Annotated in this window: 24 protein-coding genes; 12 read left to right on the plus strand and 12 right to left on the minus strand. The window is 62.9% G+C overall.

Going from position 1 to position 23,291, the window contains the following annotated elements:
• Positions 1-124: 124 nt before the first annotated feature.
• Entirely contained in the window at positions 125-757 is a 633-nt protein-coding gene (locus ACHAA4_RS02335; RefSeq protein WP_435772578.1) for an isochorismatase family protein, read from the plus strand.
• A gap of 424 nt (positions 758-1,181) precedes the next feature.
• Positions 1,182-1,739, plus strand: a complete 558-nt coding sequence (locus tag ACHAA4_RS02340; protein ID WP_435772579.1) for a DUF7010 family protein — start codon at positions 1,182-1,184, stop codon at positions 1,737-1,739.
• Positions 1,740-2,003: 264 nt separating this feature from the next.
• Here the strand turns inward: ACHAA4_RS02340 and ACHAA4_RS02345 are convergent, their stop codons facing one another.
• Complete coding sequence (locus tag ACHAA4_RS02345) at positions 2,004-2,504, minus strand: NADPH-dependent FMN reductase (RefSeq protein WP_435772580.1); 501 nt, start codon at positions 2,502-2,504, stop codon at positions 2,004-2,006.
• A 116-nt stretch (positions 2,505-2,620) separates the two neighbouring features.
• Here ACHAA4_RS02345 and ACHAA4_RS02350 point away from each other — a divergent pair, with 116 nt between their 5' ends.
• On the plus strand, positions 2,621-3,145 hold the full coding sequence (locus ACHAA4_RS02350; protein ID WP_435772581.1) for an AAA family ATPase: 525 nt from the start codon (positions 2,621-2,623) through the stop codon (positions 3,143-3,145).
• A 1,446-nt stretch (positions 3,146-4,591) separates the two neighbouring features.
• Positions 4,592-4,924: a gamma-glutamylcyclotransferase family protein gene (locus ACHAA4_RS02355; protein ID WP_435772582.1), complete on the plus strand. Its 333-nt coding sequence runs from the start codon at positions 4,592-4,594 to the stop codon at positions 4,922-4,924.
• Between the two features lie 172 nt (positions 4,925-5,096).
• On the opposite strand, the gene ACHAA4_RS02360 is transcribed toward ACHAA4_RS02355, so the two are convergent.
• Both ACHAA4_RS02360 and ACHAA4_RS02365 read right to left on the minus strand, forming a co-directional pair.
• The gene (locus tag ACHAA4_RS02360; RefSeq protein ID WP_435772583.1) at positions 5,097-5,864 is read right to left on the minus strand and encodes a hypothetical protein; all 768 of its coding nucleotides are present in this window, start codon (positions 5,862-5,864) and stop codon (positions 5,097-5,099) included.
• A 59-nt stretch (positions 5,865-5,923) separates the two neighbouring features.
• The gene (locus ACHAA4_RS02365) at positions 5,924-6,694 is read right to left on the minus strand and encodes a hypothetical protein (protein WP_435772584.1); all 771 of its coding nucleotides are present in this window, start codon (positions 6,692-6,694) and stop codon (positions 5,924-5,926) included.
• A gap of 439 nt (positions 6,695-7,133) precedes the next feature.
• Here ACHAA4_RS02365 and ACHAA4_RS02370 point away from each other — a divergent pair, with 439 nt between their 5' ends.
• From ACHAA4_RS02370 to ACHAA4_RS02380, 3 genes are all read left to right on the plus strand, one after another.
• Positions 7,134-7,718 (plus strand): NADPH-dependent FMN reductase, encoded by a 585-nt coding sequence (locus ACHAA4_RS02370; protein WP_435772585.1) that lies wholly within the window; start codon positions 7,134-7,136, stop codon positions 7,716-7,718.
• A 74-nt stretch (positions 7,719-7,792) separates the two neighbouring features.
• Positions 7,793-8,962, plus strand: coding sequence for an IS30 family transposase (locus ACHAA4_RS02375; protein ID WP_435772586.1), 1,170 nt, complete (start codon positions 7,793-7,795; stop codon positions 8,960-8,962).
• Between the two features lie 177 nt (positions 8,963-9,139).
• Positions 9,140-9,574, plus strand: coding sequence for a DUF302 domain-containing protein (locus ACHAA4_RS02380; RefSeq protein ID WP_435772974.1), 435 nt, complete (start codon positions 9,140-9,142; stop codon positions 9,572-9,574).
• Positions 9,575-9,643: 69 nt separating this feature from the next.
• On the opposite strand, the gene ACHAA4_RS02385 is transcribed toward ACHAA4_RS02380, so the two are convergent.
• The 6 genes from ACHAA4_RS02385 to ACHAA4_RS02410 form a co-directional block, all read right to left on the minus strand.
• Entirely contained in the window at positions 9,644-9,922 is a 279-nt protein-coding gene (locus ACHAA4_RS02385; protein WP_435772587.1) for a metal-sensitive transcriptional regulator, read from the minus strand.
• Between the two features lie 49 nt (positions 9,923-9,971).
• On the minus strand, positions 9,972-10,814 hold the full coding sequence (locus tag ACHAA4_RS02390) for a sulfite exporter TauE/SafE family protein (RefSeq protein ID WP_435772588.1): 843 nt from the start codon (positions 10,812-10,814) through the stop codon (positions 9,972-9,974).
• Positions 10,811-11,479 (minus strand): rhodanese-like domain-containing protein, encoded by a 669-nt coding sequence (locus ACHAA4_RS02395; protein WP_435772589.1) that lies wholly within the window; start codon positions 11,477-11,479, stop codon positions 10,811-10,813. The genes ACHAA4_RS02390 and ACHAA4_RS02395 overlap by 4 nt, the downstream gene beginning before the upstream one ends.
• Before the next feature lie 87 nt (positions 11,480-11,566).
• Complete coding sequence (locus ACHAA4_RS02400) at positions 11,567-12,958, minus strand: MBL fold metallo-hydrolase (protein ID WP_435772590.1); 1,392 nt, start codon at positions 12,956-12,958, stop codon at positions 11,567-11,569.
• A gap of 1,432 nt (positions 12,959-14,390) precedes the next feature.
• Complete coding sequence (locus ACHAA4_RS02405; protein WP_435772591.1) at positions 14,391-14,975, minus strand: nucleoside/nucleotide kinase family protein; 585 nt, start codon at positions 14,973-14,975, stop codon at positions 14,391-14,393.
• 917 nt (positions 14,976-15,892) lie between these two features.
• On the minus strand, positions 15,893-16,528 hold the full coding sequence (locus ACHAA4_RS02410) for an RNA polymerase sigma factor (RefSeq protein WP_435772592.1): 636 nt from the start codon (positions 16,526-16,528) through the stop codon (positions 15,893-15,895).
• A 929-nt stretch (positions 16,529-17,457) separates the two neighbouring features.
• On the opposite strand from ACHAA4_RS02410, the gene ACHAA4_RS02415 reads away from it, so the two are divergent.
• A complete protein-coding gene (locus ACHAA4_RS02415) occupies positions 17,458-17,907 on the plus strand; it encodes a hypothetical protein (RefSeq protein WP_435772593.1) in 450 nt (149 codons plus the stop codon).
• Between the two features lie 55 nt (positions 17,908-17,962).
• Here the strand turns inward: ACHAA4_RS02415 and ACHAA4_RS02420 are convergent, their stop codons facing one another.
• The gene (locus tag ACHAA4_RS02420; protein ID WP_435772594.1) at positions 17,963-18,367 is read right to left on the minus strand and encodes a phage holin family protein; all 405 of its coding nucleotides are present in this window, start codon (positions 18,365-18,367) and stop codon (positions 17,963-17,965) included.
• A gap of 191 nt (positions 18,368-18,558) precedes the next feature.
• Between ACHAA4_RS02420 and ACHAA4_RS02425 the strand changes: the two genes are divergently transcribed.
• Genes ACHAA4_RS02425 through ACHAA4_RS02440 form a run of 4 tightly spaced genes read left to right on the plus strand, consistent with a single transcriptional unit; the run spans position 18,559 to position 21,307 of the window.
• Positions 18,559-19,827 (plus strand): phospholipase D-like domain-containing protein, encoded by a 1,269-nt coding sequence (locus tag ACHAA4_RS02425; protein ID WP_435772595.1) that lies wholly within the window; start codon positions 18,559-18,561, stop codon positions 19,825-19,827.
• A gap of 42 nt (positions 19,828-19,869) precedes the next feature.
• Positions 19,870-20,493: a class I SAM-dependent DNA methyltransferase gene (locus tag ACHAA4_RS02430; RefSeq protein WP_435772596.1), complete on the plus strand. Its 624-nt coding sequence runs from the start codon at positions 19,870-19,872 to the stop codon at positions 20,491-20,493.
• 42 nt (positions 20,494-20,535) lie between these two features.
• On the plus strand, positions 20,536-21,003 hold the full coding sequence (locus tag ACHAA4_RS02435; protein WP_435772597.1) for a hypothetical protein: 468 nt from the start codon (positions 20,536-20,538) through the stop codon (positions 21,001-21,003).
• Positions 20,996-21,307 carry a transcriptional regulator gene (locus ACHAA4_RS02440; RefSeq protein ID WP_435772598.1) on the plus strand — a complete coding sequence of 104 codons (312 nt, stop codon included), beginning with the start codon at positions 20,996-20,998 and terminating at the stop codon, positions 21,305-21,307. Before ACHAA4_RS02435 ends, ACHAA4_RS02440 begins: the two co-directional genes overlap by 8 nt.
• 46 nt (positions 21,308-21,353) lie before the next feature.
• On the opposite strand, the gene ACHAA4_RS02445 is transcribed toward ACHAA4_RS02440, so the two are convergent.
• Together ACHAA4_RS02445 and ACHAA4_RS02450 are read right to left on the minus strand one after the other, a co-directional pair.
• Positions 21,354-22,247, minus strand: a complete 894-nt coding sequence (locus ACHAA4_RS02445; RefSeq protein ID WP_435772599.1) for an oxidoreductase — start codon at positions 22,245-22,247, stop codon at positions 21,354-21,356.
• 49 nt (positions 22,248-22,296) lie between these two features.
• Positions 22,297-23,175, minus strand: a complete 879-nt coding sequence (locus tag ACHAA4_RS02450) for an AraC family transcriptional regulator (RefSeq protein WP_435772600.1) — start codon at positions 23,173-23,175, stop codon at positions 22,297-22,299.
• Positions 23,176-23,291: the final 116 nt, after the last annotated feature.

Genomic DNA, 23,291 nt, shown 5'->3' on the forward strand with positions numbered 1-23,291 from the left:
CGTTTGGCTAGAAATCATCGTATAGCGGCTTGCAAGCCACTTGTTCGTGTCGTGACGCGCTTGGAGTATTGGAGGAAGTCCTGACCGGGACCTAGTACATGCCCTCAAAAGTGTGGAGATTCCCATGAATTCAGTTCGTCGCGCCTTGGTCATCGTCGATGTTCAGCAGCAGTACTTCTTCGGCCCCCTGGAGATCCAGCACCCCCCACATGCTGAATCTCTGCCACGCATCACCGAGGCGATTGACGCTGCCCATGCAGCGGAGATCCCTGTTCTTGCCATCCAGCACACGGCTGGCGAAGGGGCGCCGGTCTTCGACCCGTCGACCCCGGAGTTTGAACTCCACCCGGACGTGGCGGCGCGTCAGACCGAGAACTGGAAATCAGTGGTCAAGAAGTTTGGCTCCATCTACGCCCAGACTGATGTCGCCGGCTGGCTGCGCGAGCACAACATCGACACCGTCACCTTGGTCGGTTACATGACCAACAACTGCATCCTCGCCTCCGCCGTGGAAGCAGAGGGACTGGGCTTCAATACCGAAGTCCTCTCCGACGCCACCGGCGCGATCAACCTCGCCAACGAAGCAGGAGCCGCCGACGCGCAGACCGTTCACACGACGCTGATGTCGCTGCTGCACTCGAACTGGGCCTCCGTGGCGACCACCGAGGCGTGGACCAACGCATTGTCGGCGCAAGAACACCTGGGTGGCAGTGACCTTGGAAGCTCTGCTGTCGCGGGAGCTCAGAAGTTCTCCTGACTCCGGCAGGGCGGCGCTCAGCACATTCGTGTGGGAACCCCAGCACCAGTGCTGGGGTTCCCGACCAGTCGACCATGGCGCTGTTACTGGTCATCGTCCACGACCGCGCGGGACTCACGCGGTTGATCCCCAACCGCCAGGGTGCGCCAAAGCCACTGACTCGAGGCGCGCCTGACCGAAATGACGCCCCTCGCTCCACAGCTACGGGAGTCCCGACGTGCCTATGAGCCGAGCCTTCTGCGGGCGGCGTGGGCGCATTGCAACGGAGACCACCATGCGCCACAGTCTCCTCGGCCTGTAGGAGGCGGAGACTTTCAGCCCCTTCGATCAGATCCCTCGAACCGACCCTGTCTCTGCGCTGTAAGAACAGACGCTAGTTCCCGTACTGTCTCACCCACCGACAGTTGACCGGGGGGCGCCGACCATGGACCTGACTTCACGACTGCACGAGTTAGCCGATCAGAACATCTTTGGGGCAGCCTTTCTCCTCGCGTATGGGATGACGTGGCTGGTGTGTGGACTTCTGTGGGAGAGGGTGACCTCGCGCACGGCCGCTATAGCAACGCTGTTTCAGGGCGTAGTCGCATTTCCGGTGGCAATCGGACTGTCTTTCCTGATCGGAGCCTTCGACCAGCCCAGTCCGGTTGCCGCAGCGATCACGCAGCTTTCGATCCTGATCGCCACTTCACAGCTGTTGGGTCTTCCCTTCCTGGTCTACCTGGCTGTCACGGGGCGCTACTCATTGCTGCCGGTTGCGTTTGCCTCGATGGTGAGCATGCACTTCGTCCTCTATTCCTGGCTCTACCAAACTCCGTGGTACATCGTGATGGCGGTCCTGATCTCGGTCGCCGCAGTGATCATGATGGCTACGGCGCCAAAAGAGCCAGAGCGAGTCGGGCCCGCGCGAGTGTGTTGGGTGACCGGGATCCTGCTTCTGCTCACTGCGGCGGCCTTCCTGATCCTGTATCTGTTCAGCATGTAGGTACCGATGTTTCCGAACCGTCGCCACCGGAGGCGTGGACGTGCAGTCGTTCGCCGCTACGGGAAACCTGCCTGCAAGCCGGTCGCCTTTCGGGCATTCACGTTCCAGTCGAGGACTCGATGCCCGCTGGGGGTATCCTCTACCGGGCGCTCACGGCTCTACCCGCGTGGTGCGGGTGCTCAGATTTCTCAATCAGAGCTGTAAGTGCGATCAGCGAGGCGTTCTGAGAGCTCAGCGTGGACTCCTAGGGTCTTGGCCAGATGATCAGCTCGTCCAGCCTCTAGCTCGTTGAAGCCTTGCCAGTCTCGTTCGGAGATGTACGCCGTATATGGCGTTTATCATGCATTTGACGTGGAGCATGAGTGATTGCCCCATCGCGGCCGTGGCCATGTAGCTATGGGGCAACCCAGCAGCGCAGACGAACGTGACGACCATGTCGAACCACGCGGATCTTCTACCGTCCTGACCCGTGGCGCCGGTGGCCTCGATCAATGACTTCACGGTCGCCGCTGGAACCCAGTTATAGATGGGGAACGCAAGTACGACGCCATCGGCACCGCTGATGATCTCGTGCAGCGCGGTGAAGGAGGTGCTCTCGAACACTTGGGCGTTGTCGAAGGCGGGTAGCTCGTACTCGGCCAGATCCACGACTTCAGATCGATACCCATGCCTCCGAAGTAGTTCAGAGCTCATGAATGCGAGGTCCCGGCTTCGACTTGCCGGGTCAAGGCTCCAGGAAAACACCGGGAGGTTCAGGGCAGACATCCACCCAAAGTATCTGGTTCTGTTGATCACAGCAGTCGCGATTAGGTGTCTCCGTCGCAGAACAGCACGGCCCCGTGCGGTCCCGCCTCACCCCGGAACTGGTTATTGTCTTGCCCATGGGTAGAAGAAACTTCCTCATTGAAGGCACTTCCGGATCCGGGAAGACCTCGGTGTGTGAGGAGCTGGTTCGGCGTCGCTACCACGCCATACACGGTGACCGAGAACTCGCGTATCAAGGTGACCCGGACACCGGTGAAGAAGTAGTCGCCTCGGGGTTAGAGGTCCACCACCACCAGATCTGGCACCTCGGGAAGGTCAAGACCCTCATCCAGGACCGTCGGGAGGAGATGACGTTCTTCTGTGGAGGCTCTCGCAATCTCATGAAGTTCGTGGATCTGTTCGACGTCGCCTTCGTGCTCGACGTCGACGTCGAGACCCTCACAAAGAGGTTGGATGCGCGTGCGGACGACGAGTGGGGTGGCCGTGGTCGGCACACGGAACGCGATCTCATTCTCCGGCTGCATCGCACGAAAGAAGATATGCCCCGACAGAGGATTCTTATCGATGCCACTGCGACACTGACGGAGGTCGTCGACGAAATACTTGAGAGAAGCCGAGCGGCTGGAGCGGCCGACCGATAGCCGATCCTTCAGCGAGCGGCCATTCGGGCGGGGTATGCGTGCCACGACAACTGAGCCCCGTCGTCCACTGTCACTCGACGACCTCACGGATGGTTGCACTCGGCACACAGTTGATGAACCAATGGTGCAACCACGGGTCTAGACATCATCCAGGACGATTAATCGCGTCACCGTTCCAAGTCAGGTCGGCGTCGGTGGGAATCGGGAGTACCTCGAGGCCCGGTGTTTGGACGAGTTCGTGGATGAGTTCTCCAGTTCCCGCGACCAGTGTCGAGTCGTAGTCAATCTCAGCACCCAGACGTGATCATCGGGCCATAGGATGCTGGGCGAATGGGCCCGCTGAGCGTGATGCGTCCATGGCGCGCGGGCAGGCCAAGTCGGGTCCGCAAAGTCCTGCGCCCCTGACTCGAAGAGAAGGTCGTGGCGCCCGGTATCTCCATGGAGGTCGAGCCGCGGTCCGCTGGCGATCTCAGCTGGAAGCACCTCGGAACCTGGTTTCGGCACATTGCGGGCCAGAGTCGGAAGTCGCATCTTCGCCGACTGCACGACCCTCTTCCTCAGGCGAGCGGCGGTCTTGTGTCGCCGCCGAAGCGCTCTGGCTACGGTGCGCCACACACCGGCCCCATCGCTGTCATCGGCAGACGAGCTGTCGACGATTTCGACCATCACGAGCTGTGCCCCGGCTGAGCTCACGAGGCCGCCCCATCCCTCCCAGATCGGGGCAATGCCAGCATCGGGGGTCGTAGTGTGGCGGGCGAGCACACGGGTGACGGTCTCGAGCGAGGTCACTTCGAGGTTGCCTTCATCCGGGACGCTGTAGCGCCATCCATCATGACCGATCGCCGAGTGCACCTCGTCAGGGTCGGACCGCAGCAGACGTGCATACTGGGCCTCGGGGTGCATGGTCGGGTCGAACGCGCCGGCAGTCTTTGTCCAGGTGGTGCGCTCGGATTCTAGTACGGTGCCGAGGTCTGCGGCATTATCTTGGAAGTAACGTGGTCTCGTCGATGCCGTGCCACGTCTTGGTGGCGAGTGGCCGGTCGCGATACACCGGGTGAAGTACGCGCGCCTACATCTCGTAACCGCGGGGCACGATCGACAGGACACGGCTGAACGGCTCAGCCTCCATGGAACGAAGCCATTCACTTCGTTCCACGTCAGACACGTACTCGAGCTTCTCCGTCATGCGTGCACCCTTCTTTGGTTGACTTGAGCTTCCAGGGTGGCTCATCCCGCAAGGCATTGTGAGCATCGAGAGCAAGTTGTGGTTGGGAACGTCGGCATCACCTGCTGGAGAGAGCACCAACCTGGCCGTTGAAGGAGTCAACTAGCTACTCTTGGACGGATCTCAGCCGCCTGTTGCAAGGACCCCCTGAGACCACCCTTGGGTTGCAAGACGGTGAGGATCTCGCGCGTCAAGATCCTCGTCGGTGAGATGATGTGAGCATGTCTGACGTCGTCTTTTCTTTTGGAACCCTGCAACTTGCGGATGTTCAACGCGCCCTATTCGGCCGGACGGTCGAAACCGTTCCCGATGCTCTTGCTGGCTACGTCGTAGGCGAGCTGCGGATCACCGACCCAGAGGTCATTGCCACGAGCGGCAAAGACCTGCACCCGGCCCTTCTGCCCGGGACCGATAAGGATCTCGTCCAGGGTGTCGCCCTTGAACTCGCCCCAGACGAACTCGCCGCTGCCGATCACTACGAGCGCGTCTCTTACCGTCGCGTCCCGGTCTCCCTGATTTCGGGGCGCTCCGCCTGGGCCTATCTCCCAAAATGAGCCCCAGGCACCCGGTCATCGTGTAACGGACTCATCCTGGCATTCGTCATCGAGCACTTATCCACTCCCTTTCAACCCTTGGGTTCCAAGACGCATCTCCGTATCCTCGCTCACCCTGCGAACGGAACGGCGAGACCGTTGTGACGTGTTAAAACAACCGAAACAGGCCATCTCAGCGATGGGTGACGTGTCCCCAATCGAGAGCGTCGCTGAGTGCCCGGTCTTCGAACCCGGGAAAGTCCCTGCGCAGCGCGGCCATGTTTGGTTCCTTGTCCCAGGAGCCGGCGCCCATCCGGATGCCCTCTTCGATCAACGCATCAGAACGCCTCACCTCCTCGTCGATCTGCCCGCGAGAGAACCGGCTCCCCAAGGCGTCGACAAGGTCGATCTGGCCCAATCCATACTCTCCGATATGCCCGGAGTACCGGCGGTTGTAGTAGTGGAGGGCGAAGACTGCATTGAGCGCGTCCATCTCATGCGCTTGAGCCAAGAGCGCCGCGCGGCGAGCCCGCACTTCCGCCTTGTGCCCATGGATCCGGGTAAGGGCTTCGTCAAGCGCGAGTTCGTAGCCCTCCAGGGGTAGGTCTGGGATGGTCTCTGACATCTGCTTCAGCGCCCCAGCACGGTCTTTCTGCCCTGCAACCATCCGGCGGCCGTTGTGCCAGGCGGCCACGCGCAGCCTGGTGTTGCGCTCGGCTTCGGTCAGCACCCTCGGCTGAGCCCGGGGGCGGTGGCTGGAGGAGGCCTTGGGAGGATGGAGAGCGCGGCTGCGGCGAGGACGGATGACTATCCACGCGCCGATGGCACCCAGACCGGCCATGCGGACCAAGTATGGAGTCTCAGGGAGAACCAGGACACACACTGCGCAGACGATGAGCATGATGAACACCGTCTTCTGTATCGAGGTCATCATCTGCCAGGCAAGCTGCCAATTCTTCATGCACGTCCTTGTCACGATGGTGTCTGCCTGGTCCTCGGCCGGGGGTCTCGCACTGCTGCTCAGCGGTGGATCATGTGGCCCCAGTCCAGGGCGTCGCTCACCGCCCGGTCGTTGAATCCGGGGTGGGCCTGGCGCAGGTAGGCAGCGTTGGGTCTGTGATCCCAGGAACCGATGCCCATGTCGATGCCCTCCGAGATCAGGGCGGAGGCACGGGCAGCCGCCTCCTCGATAACCTCCTGCGGGTACAGGTCACCCAGAGCCTCGATGATGTCGATGGGTCCGAGGCCGTACTGCCCGATATGCCCCGAGAACCGGGCGTTGAAGTACCGGAGAGCGAAAACTGCATCGAGTACATCCATCTCTCGGGCCTCCTCGACGAGCTTGACCCTCCTGGCCCGGACACCAACCTGAGACTCCTTGATGCGTGCCAGGGCCTCGTCGAGTTCATGTTCGTAGCGTCCAGGAGTGAAGCCCGGGACAGTGTCCCGGATCTCCTCGAGCGTGCCAGCACGGTCGGTCCTGCCTTCGATCATCCGAGTGGCCCGGAACCAGGCGGCACTGCGCAGCCGCTCCTCCCGGTGCTCGGGCGTCTCCTGCGCATCGGGACTCTCACCGCGCACCAGTGTCTTGTGTCCTGGGGGGCGATGGGCCTTGTGCCGCGAGGACTCTCGGAGGCCGACGATGTGGCCGACCCCCACACCGAGCAGGACGCCAGCGGCCAACCAGGCGGGCTGCCAATCCAGCAGGGCAAGCACAGCGCCCACCAGCACGCCGAGGACCAGGCCCTTCTCCCTCGGCTCCAGCGACCGCCAGGCATCTTCTTTGAACACCCGTCGAGTCACAGCACCAGCCCTTCTCATAGGCGCAGCCGGTGAGCACTGAGGCATCCTCGAACTGGGCGAAATCCACGACGCCGACCTCGAGGCCGCTAGCACCAGAATACTCATGCCTGTCCACACTTCGAGTGAAGTCCTGATGCGACTCGCTTGGAACTCGCGTCCCCCGATCATGCCGTAGACAACCTCAGCGGCCTGCCTGTTGAGCGGGCGCTCCACCGTGACCGTCTCATAACCCTTGGGTTGCGAGGCGACGGACGAGGCACCTCTCACCGGCCCAATATCCGCAGAATCCCGCAACGGACGATTTTTCCAAGCGCGCCACAACAGCGCCTCGGAGGGTTCGGAGATCCGTTACGAATTAGAAGACATCACTCAGGCGCCGCCCGAATCCCGCAGAACAGGAACACCAGGACCCGGATACCTTAGGTAAATGCCCGCCTTAAACCTTCCCGTCCTGTCCTGCAGCCTCGACCCGACAAGTCGAAGCCGTGACCTGGCCTTAGCGAGCTCTGAACTGCTCAGGAAACAGGGGCATCAATCCAGAATGGTGGATCTCGTTGACTACGAGCTCCCGGCGTTTGACAACGATCAAGTGTTTGAGAGCACTACTTTCGCCGAGCTGCACGACATCATCCGTCGCGCCGACGGTATTGTGCTTGCCTTCCCGGTCTACAACTGGGCCCCCGCAGCGACCGTGAAGTCACTGATTGAGGCAACCGGGGCGACCGGCGAGAACGGCAGAGTCGCAGCCTGGTTCGACAAGGTCGTGACGTTCGTCTGCGCGGCTGGACTGCCGCATTCCTACATGGCCACTGCGGCGCTGGGCCACTCACTCATGCTCGACTTCAAATGCGTCATCAACCCGTACACGGCCTATATCTCCGAACGAGATTGGAAAGGTCCCGACGTGCTGGAGACCGGGCGGGCCGATCATCTCGCCAAGACGATGAGCGTCCACGCCGAGATCTCAGAACTTCTCGCTGACCGCACCTACAGCTCCGACTGGGAGATCTAAGCACCCGCTACGGAGACAAAGATGCGCCCGATAGACGATCCTTGGGTTCTTGCGGTGATTGCAACACTTAGCAGATGGGTGTTGATATGACGGGCTACTCGATCTTCGTGAGACCGGATCTTCTCCAGGTGTTCTGGACTGGGATGCAGGCCGGTGAGTTCATCACTGACGCTGTTCTCCCGATCGAGACCAGCAGACGGACGGGGCGCCGGGTGCTCCTCGGCGCAGGGGGCGTCAGACCCCGACGGGGCCGTGATCTCAAAGGTCGGTGTCTGTCTTTCGCCCAGCGGGAGGAGATCGCCGTCCTGCGAGCTCAAGGCCACTCGCTGCGCCAGATCGCAGCAGTGATCGGAGTATCAGCCTCGACAGTGTCGAGGGAGCTCCGACGCAACACTCTGCCCGGCGCTCAGTGCCGCGCGACTTCAGCTCAGGTGCTGGCCTATCAGCGTGCCTCTCGGCCCAAGCCTGCGAAGCTTCACACGAATCGGGTGCTGCGTGCCAGGGTGGAGGCTGACTTGAGGAAGAAGTACTCGCCCGAGCAGATCAGTGGGCGATTACGCCGTCAGTTCCCCGACGAGTTGGAGATGCAGGTGTCCCCGGAGACCATTTACCAGTCCCTCTACGTGCAATCACGTGGTGCGCTGAAGCGGGACCTGGCCGCGTGTCTGCGCACCGGCAGGGCCGTTCGACGCCCGTGCAGGAAGGCCGGGCAGCGCAAAAACCGAATCCCGGACATGATCAACATCTCCGAACGCCCCAAGGACGTCGAGGACCGTGCCGTTCCTGGGGATTGGGAGGGTGACCTCATCATCGGAAAAGGCAACGGCTCCGCGATCGGGACCTTGGTCGAGCGCAGCACCAACTACACGATGCTCATCCATCTACCAGATGGGTATAAGGCCGAACAGATGAGAGACGCGCTGACCGCGAACATCAAAACTCTGCCTGAAGCATTGCGACATTCACTGACCTGGGACCAAGGGATCGAGATGCGCGACTGGAAGACGGTGAAGATCGACGCCGGGATTGAGATCTTCTTCTGCGATCCACACTCGCCCTGGCAGCGAGGGATCAACGAGAACACCAATGGACTCCTGAGGCAGTATTTCCCCAAGGGCACGGACCTCAGCGTTCACAGCGAAGCGGACCTGGACTGGGTAGCCCAGGAACTTAATGATCGACCGCGGAAAAGACTAGGGTTTCGGAAGCCGATCGAACTGATCGAAGACCTCCTGTTGCAATGACCGCCAGAATCCACCGATCCCTCAGCGCGCATCGGTCTCCAGACCGTATCTGAAGTGCTCGCAAGACGGGCCCCCAGCGAGCATCTACTTGAGTACAGCGGCCCCATGCCTCAGGACAACCAAACCTTCAGCAGATCCCCCGGATCCTGGAAAAGCGCCACCGAGGAGGAGACGATCATGTCTTATGCCCGCACCATCACTCTCCGGTTGCCCTATGCCGAAGCCGTAGAACGTACCCGCGAAGCTTTGGCAGAACGGGGCTTCGGCATCCTCAGTGAGACCGATGTCAAGACCACCTTTGAGAAGAAACTAGGCGCGGAATCCGCTGAGGCCCTCGGTGACTACGTCATCTTGGGGGTCTGCAACCCAGGACTAGCCAGTAAGGCCCTCGCCGCCGCGCCTGAGCTCGGCGCATTGTTGCCGTGCAATGTCGTGGTCCGTCGCGATGTCGAAGACGACCAGAGCATCATCGATGCGGTCGATCCTCAGACGCTGGTGCAGCTCAGCGACGCTCCCCAGGTGCGCGAGGTCGCTGACGACGCCGACGCTCGATTGCGTGCAGCCTTAACCTCACCGGCCAACGGCGACCCCATCACGCCTGAATCTCCATGACGAGCTAAGGCTAGTCGGCCTCGCCATGCCAGAGATCGACCCGGTTCCGTCTGGCGGCCTGTTCCCTGTTCAGGCCAGGGAGAGGAACAGCTTCTCCAGCTCTTCCACTGTGAGTCCGTCCTCGGTCTCTGCGGCCCGTTCTGGTTCGGTGACGCAGAACTGCATCGCTGAGGACACCACGGCGAACCCGGCGCGATCCAGCGCGGTGGACACGGCCGAGAGCTGGGTGACGACGTCGCGGCAGCTTCCGCCGTTCTCCACGGCGTTGATCACTGAGTCCAGCTGGCCGCGAGCTCGTTTCAGACGGTTCACGATCTTGCGCTGGGTCTCCGGATCGGCTTCTCTCATGGTTCTCTCCCTGCTGCTCGCACTGCCTATTGTCTGCTACCGATTGTCTCTATGATGTCAACAATTCTCGGCTCCGTCGGTACAGCAGAGTCCCCAGCAGCCCGGCAATCACCGCGGCTGCTGTGAGCCCATATGCCAGGGGCAGCTCCTGGAGGAACACCACCACGCCCATCGCTAGCACCAGGTACCCAAAGGCCTTCTTCAGCGCCTTTTCCGGGACATGTTTGCCCAGCGCAGACCCAATGAGCGCCCCGACCACGGTGATGACGGTGATCACCAGCACCGGCCCCCAGTCGATGCTCACCGAGGTCAGGTATCCAGCGAGGCCGGTGAAGGACTTCATCGAGATGATCAGCAGCGAGGTGCCCACTGCGGCGGGCATCGAGAGTCCGCCCAGCAGCACCAGGGCGGGGACCACGAGGAACCCTCCGCCGGCGCCGACCATGCCGGTCACCAGCCCGACCACGAGTCCTTCGGCGAGGATCTTGACCAGGGGTAGTTTCTTCCGCTCTTCACCGGTTTTGGTGACTTTGCGGTCCAGGATCATGGCCAGCGCGGTGGCGACCATCATGATGCCGAAGGCCACCATGAGCACGACACTGGGCAGCTGGGCCCCCAGTAGTCCGCCGCCGAAGGCTCCGGCCATCGCGGCGGCTCCGAAGATGAATCCGGTGCGCCACTGCACGTTGCCGCGCTTGGCGTGGGGAATCACGCTCACCAGGGAGGTGACCCCGATGATGAACATCGAGGCCGCGATCGCTTCCTTGGCCGGGAAGCCTGCCACGTAGGTCAGCAGTGGAACCGCCAGGATGGTGCCTCCGCCGCCGAGCAGGCCCAGGGAGAGCCCGATCCCGACGGCGAGGATCATCGCCAGAATCAGGCCGGTGCTCATCCCCGCGACGCCTTGGTCTGGGCTGTCTGGATCGCGGTGGAGCGGGGGATCTCGGCCAGCAGCTTCTCCACGGTCGGGTCAGCCTCGACCTTGTTCCACGGCATCTTGTTCAGCGCTGCGGCCATCGCGCAGGAATCGGTGAGCGCGGAGAAGGTCAGCCCGGCCCCGATGGCGCCGGCGAGGTAGCCGACCTTGGGTGAGATGAGCTTGCTGCCGAGGAATCCGGTGAGTACCAGTGATCCGGCGACCATGCGGACCTGGCGGTCCATGGCCCAGCGCTGCTGGCCCCGGTGGGTGTGCTGGCTGTGCTGTGCCTCCATGGCGACGACGCCGCCGTCGAGCACTCGAGCGGTGTCCACGCCTGCGGCGCGCAGGTGCTGCAGGGCCTGGTTGGCGCGGTTGCCTGTTTGGCAGATCAGCACGATGTCTCCGGTGAACTGCTCGGCCAGGGTGTCTTTGTTCTTCTGCAACAGGTCCAGCGGGACGTTGTGGGATCCGGGGACCCGCAGCGACTCGTGCTCCGCGGGCGTGCGGACATCGACCAGCAGGGGGGACTGCCGGGACTGCAGCTTCTCGGCGAGTTCCGTGGGGCTCATCAGTGCGGTGGCCGCGGAGGCCGGCGTCGACGTGGTGCCGGTGCTTGCGGGGTTCGTGGTGGTAGCCATAGGGCAGGAGGTTCCTCTCGAAAACGAATGGGGTTCAAGCGGGCACCTCGGGTCTCCGAGGTGCCCGCTTGAACTGACGTGTGTGTCTTAGTTGGAGTGCTTGTATTCCAACCAGCCGGCGTAGCTGCCGACCAGTTCCCGGACGTCGTGGCCCTGTCGACGCAGCGCGCTGGCGGCCACGGAGTTCCGGGTCCCGGACTGGCAGTAGGTCACGATCGGACCGCTGGTGGGCAGCTGGTCCTGGTGCCAGAGCACGCGTCCCGCGCTGAGCTGTTTGGAGCCCGGGATGTGGCCGTCTGAGTGCTCGGACTTGTTGCGTACATCCAGCAGCAGCGCAGGCTCGAAGTTTTCGACCTCCTCCGGGGTGATCGTCGCCGGCTGGATCTTGGGCAGATCGGCGAGGCTGATCGTGTAACCCTTGACCTGGTTGATGCCCACCCGCATGAGATGGTTGCGCATGGTCTCGGCCTGCTCCTGGCCCTCAGCAAGCAGGATCAGGGGCTGGGTCTCGGTCTCCGGGTCATAGGCCCAGGCGCCGAAGCTGGCGAACTTTCCGCCAGCGGGGATGTTCAGTGCGCTCACCACGGTGCCCTGTTTGACCTGGTCGTTGGGGCGGGTGTCGACGAAGACCGCCCGGTTCTCCTCAAGGGCGCTGCGCACCTGATCCGAGGTGAACGCCTGCAGCGGGGACAGCGGACCCAGCACGGCGGGGCCGTCCTTGTTCTCGCGCTTCATCCGGCCGAAGTAGGCGTGTGCGTCGGGCTGGCCGTCGAGGAGCTCGTCGATGAAGCCCTGCTCGTCATCGTTGGCGAGGTGCTTGGACCACCAGGCGTTGGTCCGCTCGTAGCCGACCGTGGTGGCGGGCAGTGCGCCCAGGGCCTTGCCGCAGGCGCTGCCGGCGCCGTGACCGGGGTAGACCAGGATGTGATCGGGCAGGGCGAGGAACTCGTTCTTCAGGCTGGCATAGAGCTGCTTGGCACCTTCGAAGCGGGTGTCCTCTCCCCCGGCGGCCTCGTCGAGGAGGTCGGGGCGGCCGAGGTCTCCGGCGAAGACGAAATCTCCGGAGATCATGTAGCCGGGATCGTTGCTGAAGGCGCCGTCGGTGACCAGGAACACCAGGTGCTCCGGGGTGTGTCCGGGGGTGTGGCGGGCCTCCACGCGGATGTTGCCCAGGGTGATCACGTCGCCGTGCTTCAGCCGGGTGGCGTCGAAGCCGTACTGCCAGTCCTCGCCGCCCTCGCCGGAGACATAGGCCTCGGCGTCTGCGGCGGCTGCGAGTTCGCGGGTGCCGGAGAGGTAGTCGGCGTGGATGTGGGTCTCGGCGACCTTGGAAATGCGCATGCCGTGGTTTGCGGCGAGGTCGAAGTATTCGCCGACGTCGCGGCGGGCGTCGATGACCATGGCTTCGCCGGTGGCCTGGCAGCCGATGAAGTAGCTGGCCTGGGCCAGGTCTTCGTCGTAGATGCGTTCCAGAAGCATGAGGTCGCGTCCTTTCTGTGGAAATCTTTGATACCCCGGGGGGTATATCCACGAGTCTGACACATACCCCAGGGGGTATGCAAATGTGGGGTCTGTATACCCACGTCTCCCCTCATAAACCGCGTGGATCCGTAGCGCGGCAGGTAGATGAGGCCAACCGGACTTCGGTCGCCAAACCTCTTCTGACTTGGCCACACCCGTGCCAACACTGCCCGATAGCCGGTCGCTCACCGGGCACTCCCCCACCCCAGAACCACTCCATACAGATACTGAGTCCAGGGTGCACGTATACCCCGCCCGATTAAAAGCACGGTGAACGCCCCTTATCCGCGACGCCCGCGTCTACGAAAAGAATTGGAATCCGATACTTAGACATTTAGGGGGATCGCCCACCATAAAGGCACCAGCATTACGCCTGATCGTGTGACGCATACCATTTCCTCCTCTTATGGAGAAACCGTGCCGAACTACTGTGTCAACAAGAATCAACAGGCCAACGGGGACCACGAGGTGCACGACGTCGATTCCCGTCGCAGCTGCCTTCCAGCAACGGAGAATCGAGCATCACTGGGATACCACCCATCGTGTTCAGGCGCCGTTCGAGCAGCCAAGCAAGCTGGCCATTCCACCGCCAATGGATGCTTCCACTGCGCGACTGACTGTCACACCAGCTAGCTCCACACCTCCGCCGCTAGGAGCATCGAGTTAACCCACTGCCGGCGCGAGCAGAGACGACCCACCTAAACTGGAACTGACGAGCGAAACCTCTCACCTCCAGCGAAGGCCTATATGCGCCTCCGAAGCATCCACGTTGCCCTTCTTGCCCTTGCGATTCCCCTTGCTTCCTGCGGAGGCGAGGGTGCACCTGGGCCCCATGGCCCCTCTAGGTCGCTGACTCTCGAAGAGGTGATCGACGTGAGCCTCGCGACTTGGGAGTTGACCAACCCCGGGGAGATCGACAACGGAGATTCCACCGTGGAAATCAGCGTGAGCCGATTGGGGTGTGCGAGCGGCGAAACAGGGGAAATCTCCGACGTCGATATTGACCGTAGAGACGACTCGATTGACATCCGAGCCAGCGTCGAACCCCTGTATGGGTCGGCGTATGACTGTCAGGGCAACAAGGCCGTGGAGACCGAGGTAGACCTTGGAGGGCGCATCGGGGAACGGGAACTCATCGATGCGGCCTGCGAGCATTCACGCGCTGGGACGACAGCATTTTGCGACACCGCCGTGCGATGGCCCGCAGACACAGCCAACTAGGCCCAAGACAGCAAGAAGCCAGACGCAACACAGCTACCCTCTCGACGGCTGGGTCAGGTTCACCGAAACCCAGTGGATTATGAATCTAATGGAGTCCTACGGGGTGGTCGAACACGTCGAATAAACCAGAACTCGGGAGGTTCTGGCCTCTCCCGGCACACTGGCAGGCTCATGACGGAAGTCCCAGACCGCGCGTCCCAAGCTCCAACAGCATGTCTTCCACGAGCTGCTCGGCAGGGTTGCTGGCATCGATGGTGATGAACGTCGGAAACTCTGCGAGCTCTGAGTAGGCCTCGTCGAGGGCTTGGAGGTGCTCGAGGGTTTCGGCGTCAGTGGCTCGCCGTTGAACCCTGCTGTAAGCGATCCCCACTGGGACATCGAAGTGGAAGACGATGTCGGGAGTGGGCAAGACCTTGAGCAAAAGGGTCAGGGACCGGCCCGGTTTCAGACCCCTCGCTCGCCTCAATGCAGATTGGCAGTAGAGGTACCGGTCCATGATCACGACACGGCTGCCGGTTAGTGCGCGCAGGTGGGATACGAGCACGTTGATGCAGCGGATGCTGGTTTCTGCAGCGTCGAGCAGACGCACCGAAGGGTTGAAGTTCCGCCGCACACACCAGGCCGTGATGCTGCGTCGTCCGGAGCTGTTTCTGGTGAAGACCGCAGGAAATTCGTTCGCTCTAAGCCGCTGGGCAAGCAGTTGTCCTGCCGTCGTCTTGCCAGCCCCGTCGATTCCGACCAGAACGACAAGCATGGTTCGCCGCCCCCGCTGGGGCCCAGGACGAGCATGTGAACGATGGGAACCGCACGGTTGACAAGCTGTTCCCTGACTTTGGATGAGACGTTGGTCGCCACCCGGCGCCTTCACCCCACTTCACCTGTCCCTGATCGCGGCTCCTGTCGTGGGTTATCACGCTCAAACCGGCTGCTCCCATTGGTCATGCCTCTCCTCCGCTTCTGTCGTCCGAATGGATGTGCGGGTGGGGGCCAGCCCGCGGTTGGCCCGTCACGGGTAGGGACGGCGCATCCTCTCCCCCGGAGCTGATCTCGAACGGTAAGCCCATCTGATCCTCCTGGCTTCGCCGCACCCTGGTTTCACCTCATCCCGCCCGAACCTCCGCGCTCTGCATCGCTACGATCCAGCCGTCGAGAGTCCATCGCCCCCTGTGGACTAATCGGCATCCACACCTTGCATCGGGTGAGACGCCCGGTTTGCGGTCACCTCAACTAGCACCAGCACCAGTGCGCCAATTGTGACCCGCTCTCTAGGTCTCAGCCCACCTTCGATCAGCCTGCTACGCGCCGAGCGACCACCCGGCTATACACCGATCTCGGAACCACTCAAAATCGCCACTGCTCCTCACGCGATGAGCCTTTCGGGCTCCACTCTATAACTGGACCTCGGCGATCAAGCGATGCGAAGAACGCGCCACCGGCCGACGTCACTTAGTACTTAATTCGGAGGATGGAGTAGGCCTCAGACTGCCTCCCAGGCGTCTTGCAAGACTAATGTTTAGGCGACAATCCAGGTCCATACTGGCAAAGGCCAGTGTTCACCACAGATCAACCATGACCGCACAGCTTTCGCGGAGCTCCGGAGCTATCAGGCCAAACGCCTCGAGGCAGCCCTGCTCGCACTGCGCTCACCCGCTGTCGACCCGTGGTGAGCTCTTACCCTCGGGGAGGCCGCTCTCCGTTGGGACCATCGTCTGCCAATGCCACTCGCAAAGCTCTCAGCCCGTAGTACATTCGCGTCCGCAACGTCGCAACTGGAACCCCGGTCTGTTCTGACAGCTCTTGGTACCCCAACCCGTACAGCTGCACTGAGACAATGACCTGGCGATGCTCCTCCGAGAGAGTGGCCAGAGACTCATAGAGAGCCAACCGTTCCACAATGCGAAGGTCCTCGGTCACTGGCTCACTCGCCCACTCCACCTTCTCCTGCTCCGTGGGCGCTGGGCGACGGGCGCGAGCCCGCAGCGAGTCGATCACGAGGTTTCGTGCGATGGCGAACAGCCACGTACGTGTCGAGCCGCGTGAGCTGCTGTAGCGATCGCGGTTCCGCCAGGCCCGGATGAAGGTCTCTTGGACACAGTCTTCGGCCTCGTGGCGGTCACTCAGGGCGTTGAGCGCGAACCGGAAGAGGGCTTCCCCGTGTTCGGCGAAAGCCTCCCGGATATCGAGTGGCGCATCGTCTTTAGGTTCCAACGCGATCACATCCGGATTCAAAGCGACGGATACCGTCTCGCTGCTCGGTCCGCCCCAGGGCTGCTCGCCATGAACTCGTAGGCCTGTCAATCCAACCACTCGACGGCCTGGTTGTCGCCGAAGTGGGAGGCACTGCTTCCCTCACCAGTTCTGCGACCGACAACTTCGAGTCCGTCAGCAACGGATCGGCGCGCGCTCTACGTAGACCAGCAAATTCAGCAAGCAGTTTCTGGGGGGCACTTACCTCCCTGGTGGGGTGATCAAGCATGGATCGGACCTTCCTATTTCCAGGCCCGACCTCCACGTGGAGAGAGCGGCCAACGTTAGTTGCTGTTTCAAATTTTAAGTAGCTTAAGCACAATAGTAACTAAAGTACACATGCTGTCAACATATTTGTTGTGAGGTGTGGAGAATGTGACAACACTGACACTCGTCCTGCCGGATTGGCGGAACAGACTGAGAGCTAGTACTGCTGCGGCAAGCGGGTCTTCCCGTCGGCGCGGGGCGGTGCGTTGTGGCTGTATCGCCGGGCCCAAGAAGGAGTCAAGGGCTCTGCCACGCGAGGGAAGATCGGTTGGTTCGCAGTCGAGCTGACTTCCAATCTGCCTACAGGGCTTGCGAGTCTGGGCGGCCAGTTCTTCTGCGGTGAGTCTGAGACGACGGTTTATAGAGACAGGAGTGTCGTACGACGTTCGCTTCGCCTGCTCAGCACTCCCCTGAGTCTGCATAGAGATCGACCTCGGCTCCGGGTGCCTGCTGCGGACGCCGGGTGCACAGTCCACGACCCCGGTCGGGACTGAGACTCTCGCCCGCGATCGCTGGCAGGTCGACTGGCCGCGTCACCGTCGCGGGCACCGTCGATGATCAGCTCCGCACCGACCTTGGGCGATCCGCTGTCACCCGGGGAAGGACGAAGCGGATAAACCTGACTGAGCCCTCACCACCTCGAGAGCAAACGTCGACCTGCTCTTTCGATCATGGCAATAGAATCGGGCACAAAAGCGCATCTACACCTCGAGAGAGATCCATTGACAGCACAGACTTACGGATTGTTCGCCATCAAGGATGACCGGCTCATCGCAGGTTCGGCGGATTCCTCCCACATGACCTTCGAGCCGGACGACCTGGTCCTCCACGATCTGGACGTCTCGCTCCCGTGGGCAAGCGTGTCATCGTTGGAATTCACCGCCAAGACCGCTCCACGGCCCGCTTCCCGGATCTTTGAGATGTCCTGGGCGGTTTTGGCTGCCGCAGGACTCGACCTGGGTCCGGTCTCGACCAGGGTGCAGGCCACAGTCCGCGGAGCCGACGTCACCCAGCTCTGCGATGTCGTTGTGACGAACCGGGCTCGGCTGACGCTCCGCGAGATCCAGAAGGCCAACTCGTTCGCGGCCTGGCTGGTTTCTACTCGGACTCGGGCCCCTGCCCTCCAGAATCCAGGAGACCTGACTCAGCGCTTCGGGCTGGCAAGGGACTGACGAGTTCGCTGATCGCGAGGAGCACCCCTTTGAACGGACGCTGTCCGCGAGACCTTCAGGCCATCGAGCGGCGTATGTTCTTCTCCTCGGCACGCTTGTCCCACCAGCGTTTGAGCACGAGGTATCCGAAGATCCAGGTGCCCAGGGCCGTGACGATCCAGACCACTAGGGGCGTCAGGATCCACGCCATGGGTGTCGAGAGAGTGAGGCCATCCGCGACCAGGGTCGCCATCCACACAGCCAACAGGGTCGAAACCAGGCCGACCGCGCCGAGGATGGCCGAGGCATACTGACGGGCGATGTTGAACACGAAGGGCCCCAGGATGGCCTGCGCCAGGACGAAGACGACGACGGCAGTGACGAATCCGGTGGGCTCGAGAGTGACGCCGTCGATCAGACTCGCGGCGACCAGCAGAGCAACGGCGGCCACCACGATATTGATTGCGGCCTGCAGCAGCATGCGCACCATGACGGGCTCTCTTCCGGGTACGGCCGTCTGGGTCCAACTGGCCGGAACCCTGCGTAGAAGGTGACACGGACCCAGTCGATGACTCCATGAGAGACCCTGGTGGACATCACGTCAAGAGATCTCGGCTGGACGGCACCCGGTCTGACGCGCAGGTGATTGCTCAGGCCAATTAGAGTGGCGGCATGAGCTTCTTCACGACCCCCAAGCGACACCTCGTCCGTCGGCGAACTTCGCCCACCGCGCTTCCGCTCGCGGTGGTGGGATCTGCTCTGGCAGTGCCGACGATCACGGCCCTCTCAGTGGTGGCGCTTGACCTCATCAAGCACCGGCACCGGAAAGATCGTGATGCACCCCGTCCGGGGACCTTCGACACCGACGTCGAAGAGTCACCGATGAACATCTACACCGACGGTGAAGCGCTCTACGACGACATGCTCGAGGCGATCGACTCCGCGCAGGATCTGATCCTGATGAAGACCTACATCTGGAAGGATGACGAGGTCGGCCAGCGATTCATCGACGCCTTCAACGCCGCGTCGCGTCGCGGCGTGAAGGTCTTCATCATCTACGACGGGTTCGCCAATCTGGTGGTGAAGTCTGCGTTCTACGCGCAGCTCGACGACGCGGTCCACGTGTTCCGCATGCCCGCGGCCGGCAGGAGCTTCTGGAAGGCCCCGGTGCGCTCCACCGGGTTCAATCACTCCAAGATCCTGGTCATCGACGATGCCGTCGGCTTCGTCGGTGGCTACAACATCGGCGCGCTCTACGCCAAGAAGTGGCGCGACACCCACCTCAAGGTGGTCGGTCCCGCCGTCTGGGGGCTGCGCCAGACGGTTGCCCGGTTGTGGAACGAGGATCGTGACGCCGCCAAGCAGATCCCGTGGATCGCCCCCGACAGCTGGAATCCTTCGGTCCGCGTAGTCGCCAACCTGCCGGTGGACCTGGTCTACCCGATCCGAAACATGTATCTGAAGGCCATTGAGCGGGCCAATCGGCGGATCTGGATCTCCACGCCCTACTTCATCCCTGACCAGCAGATCCTCCGGGCTCTGAAACTCGCCGCAGAGCGTGGGGTGGACGTCCAGGTCATGGTGCCGAAGGATTCCAACCACGTGCTCGCCGACTGGGTCTCCCGGGGCTTCTTCGGTGAGATGCTCGATTCCGGGATCTCCATCCAGCTCTTCGGCAGCAGCATGATGCACTCGAAGACCGCGACGATCGACGGCGAGTGGTCGACGATCGGCACGGCGAACATCGACCGGCTGTCCCTGTCCTTCAACTACGAGTCCAACCTCGAAGTCATCGACGCGGGTTTCGCCGCGGAGATGGAGCGGGTCTTCGAGAGCGACCGCGAACACTGCGAGCTCGTGATCGCTGACCGGTGGCGGGAACGTCGACCGATGGCTCGAGTGACCGAGTGGGCCCTGATCCCGTTCCGCCCGGTGCTCTGACCTGCGAGTTCACACCGAGCTTCATAAGCCTCCACCGCCGTCGTGACCGAGGAAGAACACCTGCGCGTCGCCTACGGCCGGCGGGCCGCCGAATACTCTTCCGCGCTGGGCACCATGGATCAGATGGATCCGCGGGATCGCGAGAAGATCACCCTCTGGGCCGAGGACCTGCCCGTCGGTCCGGTGCTCGACGCGGGATGCGGGCCGGGGCATTGGACCGCCCACCTGCGATCCCTCGGGGTCGACATCTCCGGCCTGGATCTGGTGCCGGAGTTCATCGGCCCCGCGCGTTCGCGGTTCCCCGATGTGACCTTCCGGGAGGGCTCGATGACGACACTCGACGTCCCCGACGGCTCGCAGGCCGGAATCCTGGCCTGGTACTCGCTGATCCACACCCCGCCCACCGACCTGCCTGAGATTCTCCGGGAACTTCACCGAGCCCTGCGGCCGGAGGGACGGCTGTTGATCGGCTTCTTCCACGGTCCCGACGCGACGCCGTTCGCTCATGAGATCAGCACCGCGTATTCATGGTCGATCGAGTCGATGCGGGAGCGGCTCGTCGAATCGGGCTTCATGATTCTGGAGACCGACCACCGCCAAGATCCAGGGCGTCGAGCCCATGCTTCGATCACCGCGCAACCACAAGCCCACACTTCTGCACCCTGAAATCGCTTGCCGCAGCGGAAAGCGAAGAATAGACTTTCCGCTATGGAAACGAATTCAATCCACACCTCACCCGAGGACGCCGCTCGGGCCTTGGGCACCTTGACTGATGACCGCGAAGGTCTGGCCTCGGCGATCCAGGTGCCTCGAGCGCTGTTGGCGGCCTACGGCTGCCTCGCCGCCTGGTGGGTCTCCACTGCAGCAGGCACCACTCCGGGTGAGAACTACGAACCACCCACCTCGGGCTGGTTGGCCCTGGTCGGCGTCCTTGTGGTCACGTACCTGGTTCAGCGCGAGACCGGCCTGCGCCTGCGCACCATAGGCCCCCGCGCTGGTTTCTCGGTCGCCGGGATCATCGCGGTGTGCCTTGGGCTCTTCAGCGTCTCACTCGGCCTCGTCGCCTCCACCATGACCTGGGCGGTGGCGCTGACCAGTCTGATGGCTTTCGCGACGACGACGTGGCTCGCCGGTATCGCCTACCGCTCTGCCTGGGACAGACTGCGGCATGGCTGAAGCGAGATTCGACGAGACGATCCACGCCCCGATCCGGCTGCGGATCTGCGGACTGCTGCGACCGGTGGATGATCTCGACTTCGCGGTGCTGCGCGACACCTTGGAGATCTCCGATGCGACCCTCTCCAAGCACCTGAAGACACTCGTGGCCGCAGGGTACGTCTCTTCCAGGAAGGCCTCCTCCGCGGGACGCGGGGACTCCCGGCAGATCACCTGGCTCTCGCTCACCAAGACCGGACGGGACGCATTCGCGGCCCATGTGCAGGCGCTGCAGGAGATCGCAGGATCGGCCACGCGTCGTTGACTGAGATCAGCGCTCCTCGAGCCGGCATGCGCGGCTCGCGAGCGACCTACTCAAGGTCCAGATCGAACCGGACGCCGGTGAGCTCTTCGGAGGCCTCCCAGAGCCGGGTCGCCAGGGCAGGGTCACTGGCCCGGGCCGAGCGACCGACCAAGGCAGGGCTGCCGTGGAGCTCCCAGCGACCGTCTGGACCGACGTAGCTGGCTCCAGGCAGGTCCTGGGTGGCTGCGAAAAGCGTGGGAAGCGCTCCTTGTTCGCTGGTCTGCGCCAGAAGCCGTCCGGCGAGATTGACCGTGGCGACGAGCGGCTTGCTGCGACCCTTGATGCCGAGATTGGTCGCCGAATAGCCAGGATGCGAGGCGAGGGACCGGACCTCGGATCCGCAGCGGCGCAGTCGGCGTTCAAGCTCCAGGGTGAAGAGCAGGTTTGCGAGCTTGGACTGGCCATAGGTCTCGGCGAGCGAGTACCGGCGGGTGCGCAGCGCGAGATCCTGGAAGTGGATGTCACCGGCCCGATGCGCCCCGGAGGCGAGGGTGACGACCCGGTCGCGCACATGGGGCAGGAGCAGGTTCGTCAACGCGAAGTGACCCAGGTGGTTGGTCCCGAACTGCAGGTCGAATCCATCCTGGGTCACCGCGCCTCGTCCGCCCGCAACACCCGCGTTGTTGATCAAAAGGTCCAGCGGGCCGCTCCAGGACTGGGCGAAATCCCGGACCGAGGCCAGGTCCGCCAGGTCGAGGCGTCGCACCTCGGTGCTTCCGGACATGGTCGCCGCCACGGCATCGCCACGCTCGGCGTCCCGCACGGCAAGCACCACATGGGCCCCTGCCTGGGCCAGTGCGCTTGCCGTGGCGAGGCCGACCCCGCTGGTGGCTCCGGTGACCACGGCTGTGCGGCCGTCGAGCACTGGGAGGTCTGCGGCGGTCCAGGGGAGGTGATCCATCACATGAGACTACTGATGAGTCACCACAGAACAAACCTGCTCAGCATGCTCAGCTGAGGTGCGAGGCACGTTCCACCGGCATCCACAGTTCCGTGGTGGCGGTGCTGAAATCGGCTGCGTGGTCGAGGACGGCCACGATCGACGGTCCGGGGCGCAGCCGCCAGGGGTTCGAGGGGAACCACTCGGTGGCCGTCGCCGCCCAGGTCGACTGCAGCGCCTCCGGGTGCGGGCCCTGCGTGCGGAACACCGCCCATGCCCCGGCCGGCAGCTCGATGACGCTGAGGTCCTCTGGCACCGGGGTGGTTTCGGTGACCGCGACGCCGTGCAGGTAGGTCAGCTCGCTGGCCTCGGTGTAGTCGGGATCGACATCCGCGCTGACCTGGAGGATCCCAGCCGGTTCCGCATCGCTGAGCGACTTCAGGCGGGCATGCTCCAACTCGGGCAGGGAGGCGATGTGCGCCTGGATGTGCTGATTGATCCCCTCGTGGATCAGTGGAACCCGGGCGGAGTGGCCGATCAGGCGGAAGCCGGGGCGGTCGGTTATGCGTGTTTCCATGGGAGCGTTCCCTTCGACGGTCAGGTGGAACCTGAGCTGTGGCTGTGACTGAAGGGGGCCTCCGTGGTGGCGTGCTTCTGCAGGACTGATGCCATGCACCGCGCGGAAAGCCCGGTTGAGGGCCTCCGTGGACCCATATCCGTAGCGCACCGCAGTGCCCAGCAGGTCACCGGCGGCGAGGACCTCCGCGGCGGCCACGGTCATGCGCCGTCGTCGGATGTACTCCGAGAGCGGCATGCCTGCCAGCGAGGAGAACATCCGACGCAGGTGGTACTCGGTGGTGCCGAGCTCACGGGTGAGCTCGACGACGTCGATCTCCTCGTCGAGGCGCTCCTCGATGAAGCTCACGACCTTGTTCAGTGCTGCGATCACGGTTTCCCCTTCCTGATCCAGCCTGGTCGTCGAGGCGACTCTGCACCCGACTATCCCTGTCCGATCCGATCGGCCTGCGCCCGACACCCCGGGGAGCTCCGGTCAAGAGCCGGTGA

Source organism: Nesterenkonia maliinae, assembly GCF_051262655.1.
GTDB lineage: Bacteria > Actinomycetota > Actinomycetes > Actinomycetales > Micrococcaceae > Nesterenkonia.

Excerpts from the sequence above, each read along its gene's own strand:
- ACHAA4_RS02335 (WP_435772578.1), top strand. The coding sequence starts at position 125 with ATGAATTCAGTTCGTCGCGCCTTGGTCATCGTCGATGTTCAGCAGCAG.
- ACHAA4_RS02400 (WP_435772590.1), bottom strand. The coding sequence starts at position 12,958 with ATGCTTCTGGAACGCATCTACGACGAAGACCTGGCCCAGGCCAGCTAC.
- ACHAA4_RS02370 (WP_435772585.1), top strand. The coding sequence starts at position 7,134 with ATGCCCGCCTTAAACCTTCCCGTCCTGTCCTGCAGCCTCGACCCGACA.
- ACHAA4_RS02395 (WP_435772589.1), bottom strand. The coding sequence starts at position 11,479 with ATGGCTACCACCACGAACCCCGCAAGCACCGGCACCACGTCGACGCCG.
- ACHAA4_RS02405 (WP_435772591.1), bottom strand. The coding sequence starts at position 14,975 with ATGCTTGTCGTTCTGGTCGGAATCGACGGGGCTGGCAAGACGACGGCA.
- ACHAA4_RS02425 (WP_435772595.1), top strand. The coding sequence starts at position 18,559 with ATGAGCTTCTTCACGACCCCCAAGCGACACCTCGTCCGTCGGCGAACT.
- ACHAA4_RS02445 (WP_435772599.1), bottom strand. The coding sequence starts at position 22,247 with ATGGATCACCTCCCCTGGACCGCCGCAGACCTCCCAGTGCTCGACGGC.
- ACHAA4_RS02385 (WP_435772587.1), bottom strand. The coding sequence starts at position 9,922 with ATGAGAGAAGCCGATCCGGAGACCCAGCGCAAGATCGTGAACCGTCTG.
- ACHAA4_RS02390 (WP_435772588.1), bottom strand. The coding sequence starts at position 10,814 with ATGAGCACCGGCCTGATTCTGGCGATGATCCTCGCCGTCGGGATCGGG.
- ACHAA4_RS02435 (WP_435772597.1), top strand. The coding sequence starts at position 20,536 with ATGGAAACGAATTCAATCCACACCTCACCCGAGGACGCCGCTCGGGCC.
- ACHAA4_RS02350 (WP_435772581.1), top strand. The coding sequence starts at position 2,621 with ATGGGTAGAAGAAACTTCCTCATTGAAGGCACTTCCGGATCCGGGAAG.
- ACHAA4_RS02340 (WP_435772579.1), top strand. The coding sequence starts at position 1,182 with ATGGACCTGACTTCACGACTGCACGAGTTAGCCGATCAGAACATCTTT.
- ACHAA4_RS02345 (WP_435772580.1), bottom strand. The coding sequence starts at position 2,504 with ATGTCTGCCCTGAACCTCCCGGTGTTTTCCTGGAGCCTTGACCCGGCA.
- ACHAA4_RS02360 (WP_435772583.1), bottom strand. The coding sequence starts at position 5,864 with ATGAAGAATTGGCAGCTTGCCTGGCAGATGATGACCTCGATACAGAAG.
- ACHAA4_RS02420 (WP_435772594.1), bottom strand. The coding sequence starts at position 18,367 with ATGCTGCTGCAGGCCGCAATCAATATCGTGGTGGCCGCCGTTGCTCTG.
- ACHAA4_RS02440 (WP_435772598.1), top strand. The coding sequence starts at position 20,996 with ATGGCTGAAGCGAGATTCGACGAGACGATCCACGCCCCGATCCGGCTG.
- ACHAA4_RS02380 (WP_435772974.1), top strand. The coding sequence starts at position 9,140 with ATGTCTTATGCCCGCACCATCACTCTCCGGTTGCCCTATGCCGAAGCC.
- ACHAA4_RS02355 (WP_435772582.1), top strand. The coding sequence starts at position 4,592 with ATGTCTGACGTCGTCTTTTCTTTTGGAACCCTGCAACTTGCGGATGTT.
- ACHAA4_RS02375 (WP_435772586.1), top strand. The coding sequence starts at position 7,793 with ATGGGTGTTGATATGACGGGCTACTCGATCTTCGTGAGACCGGATCTT.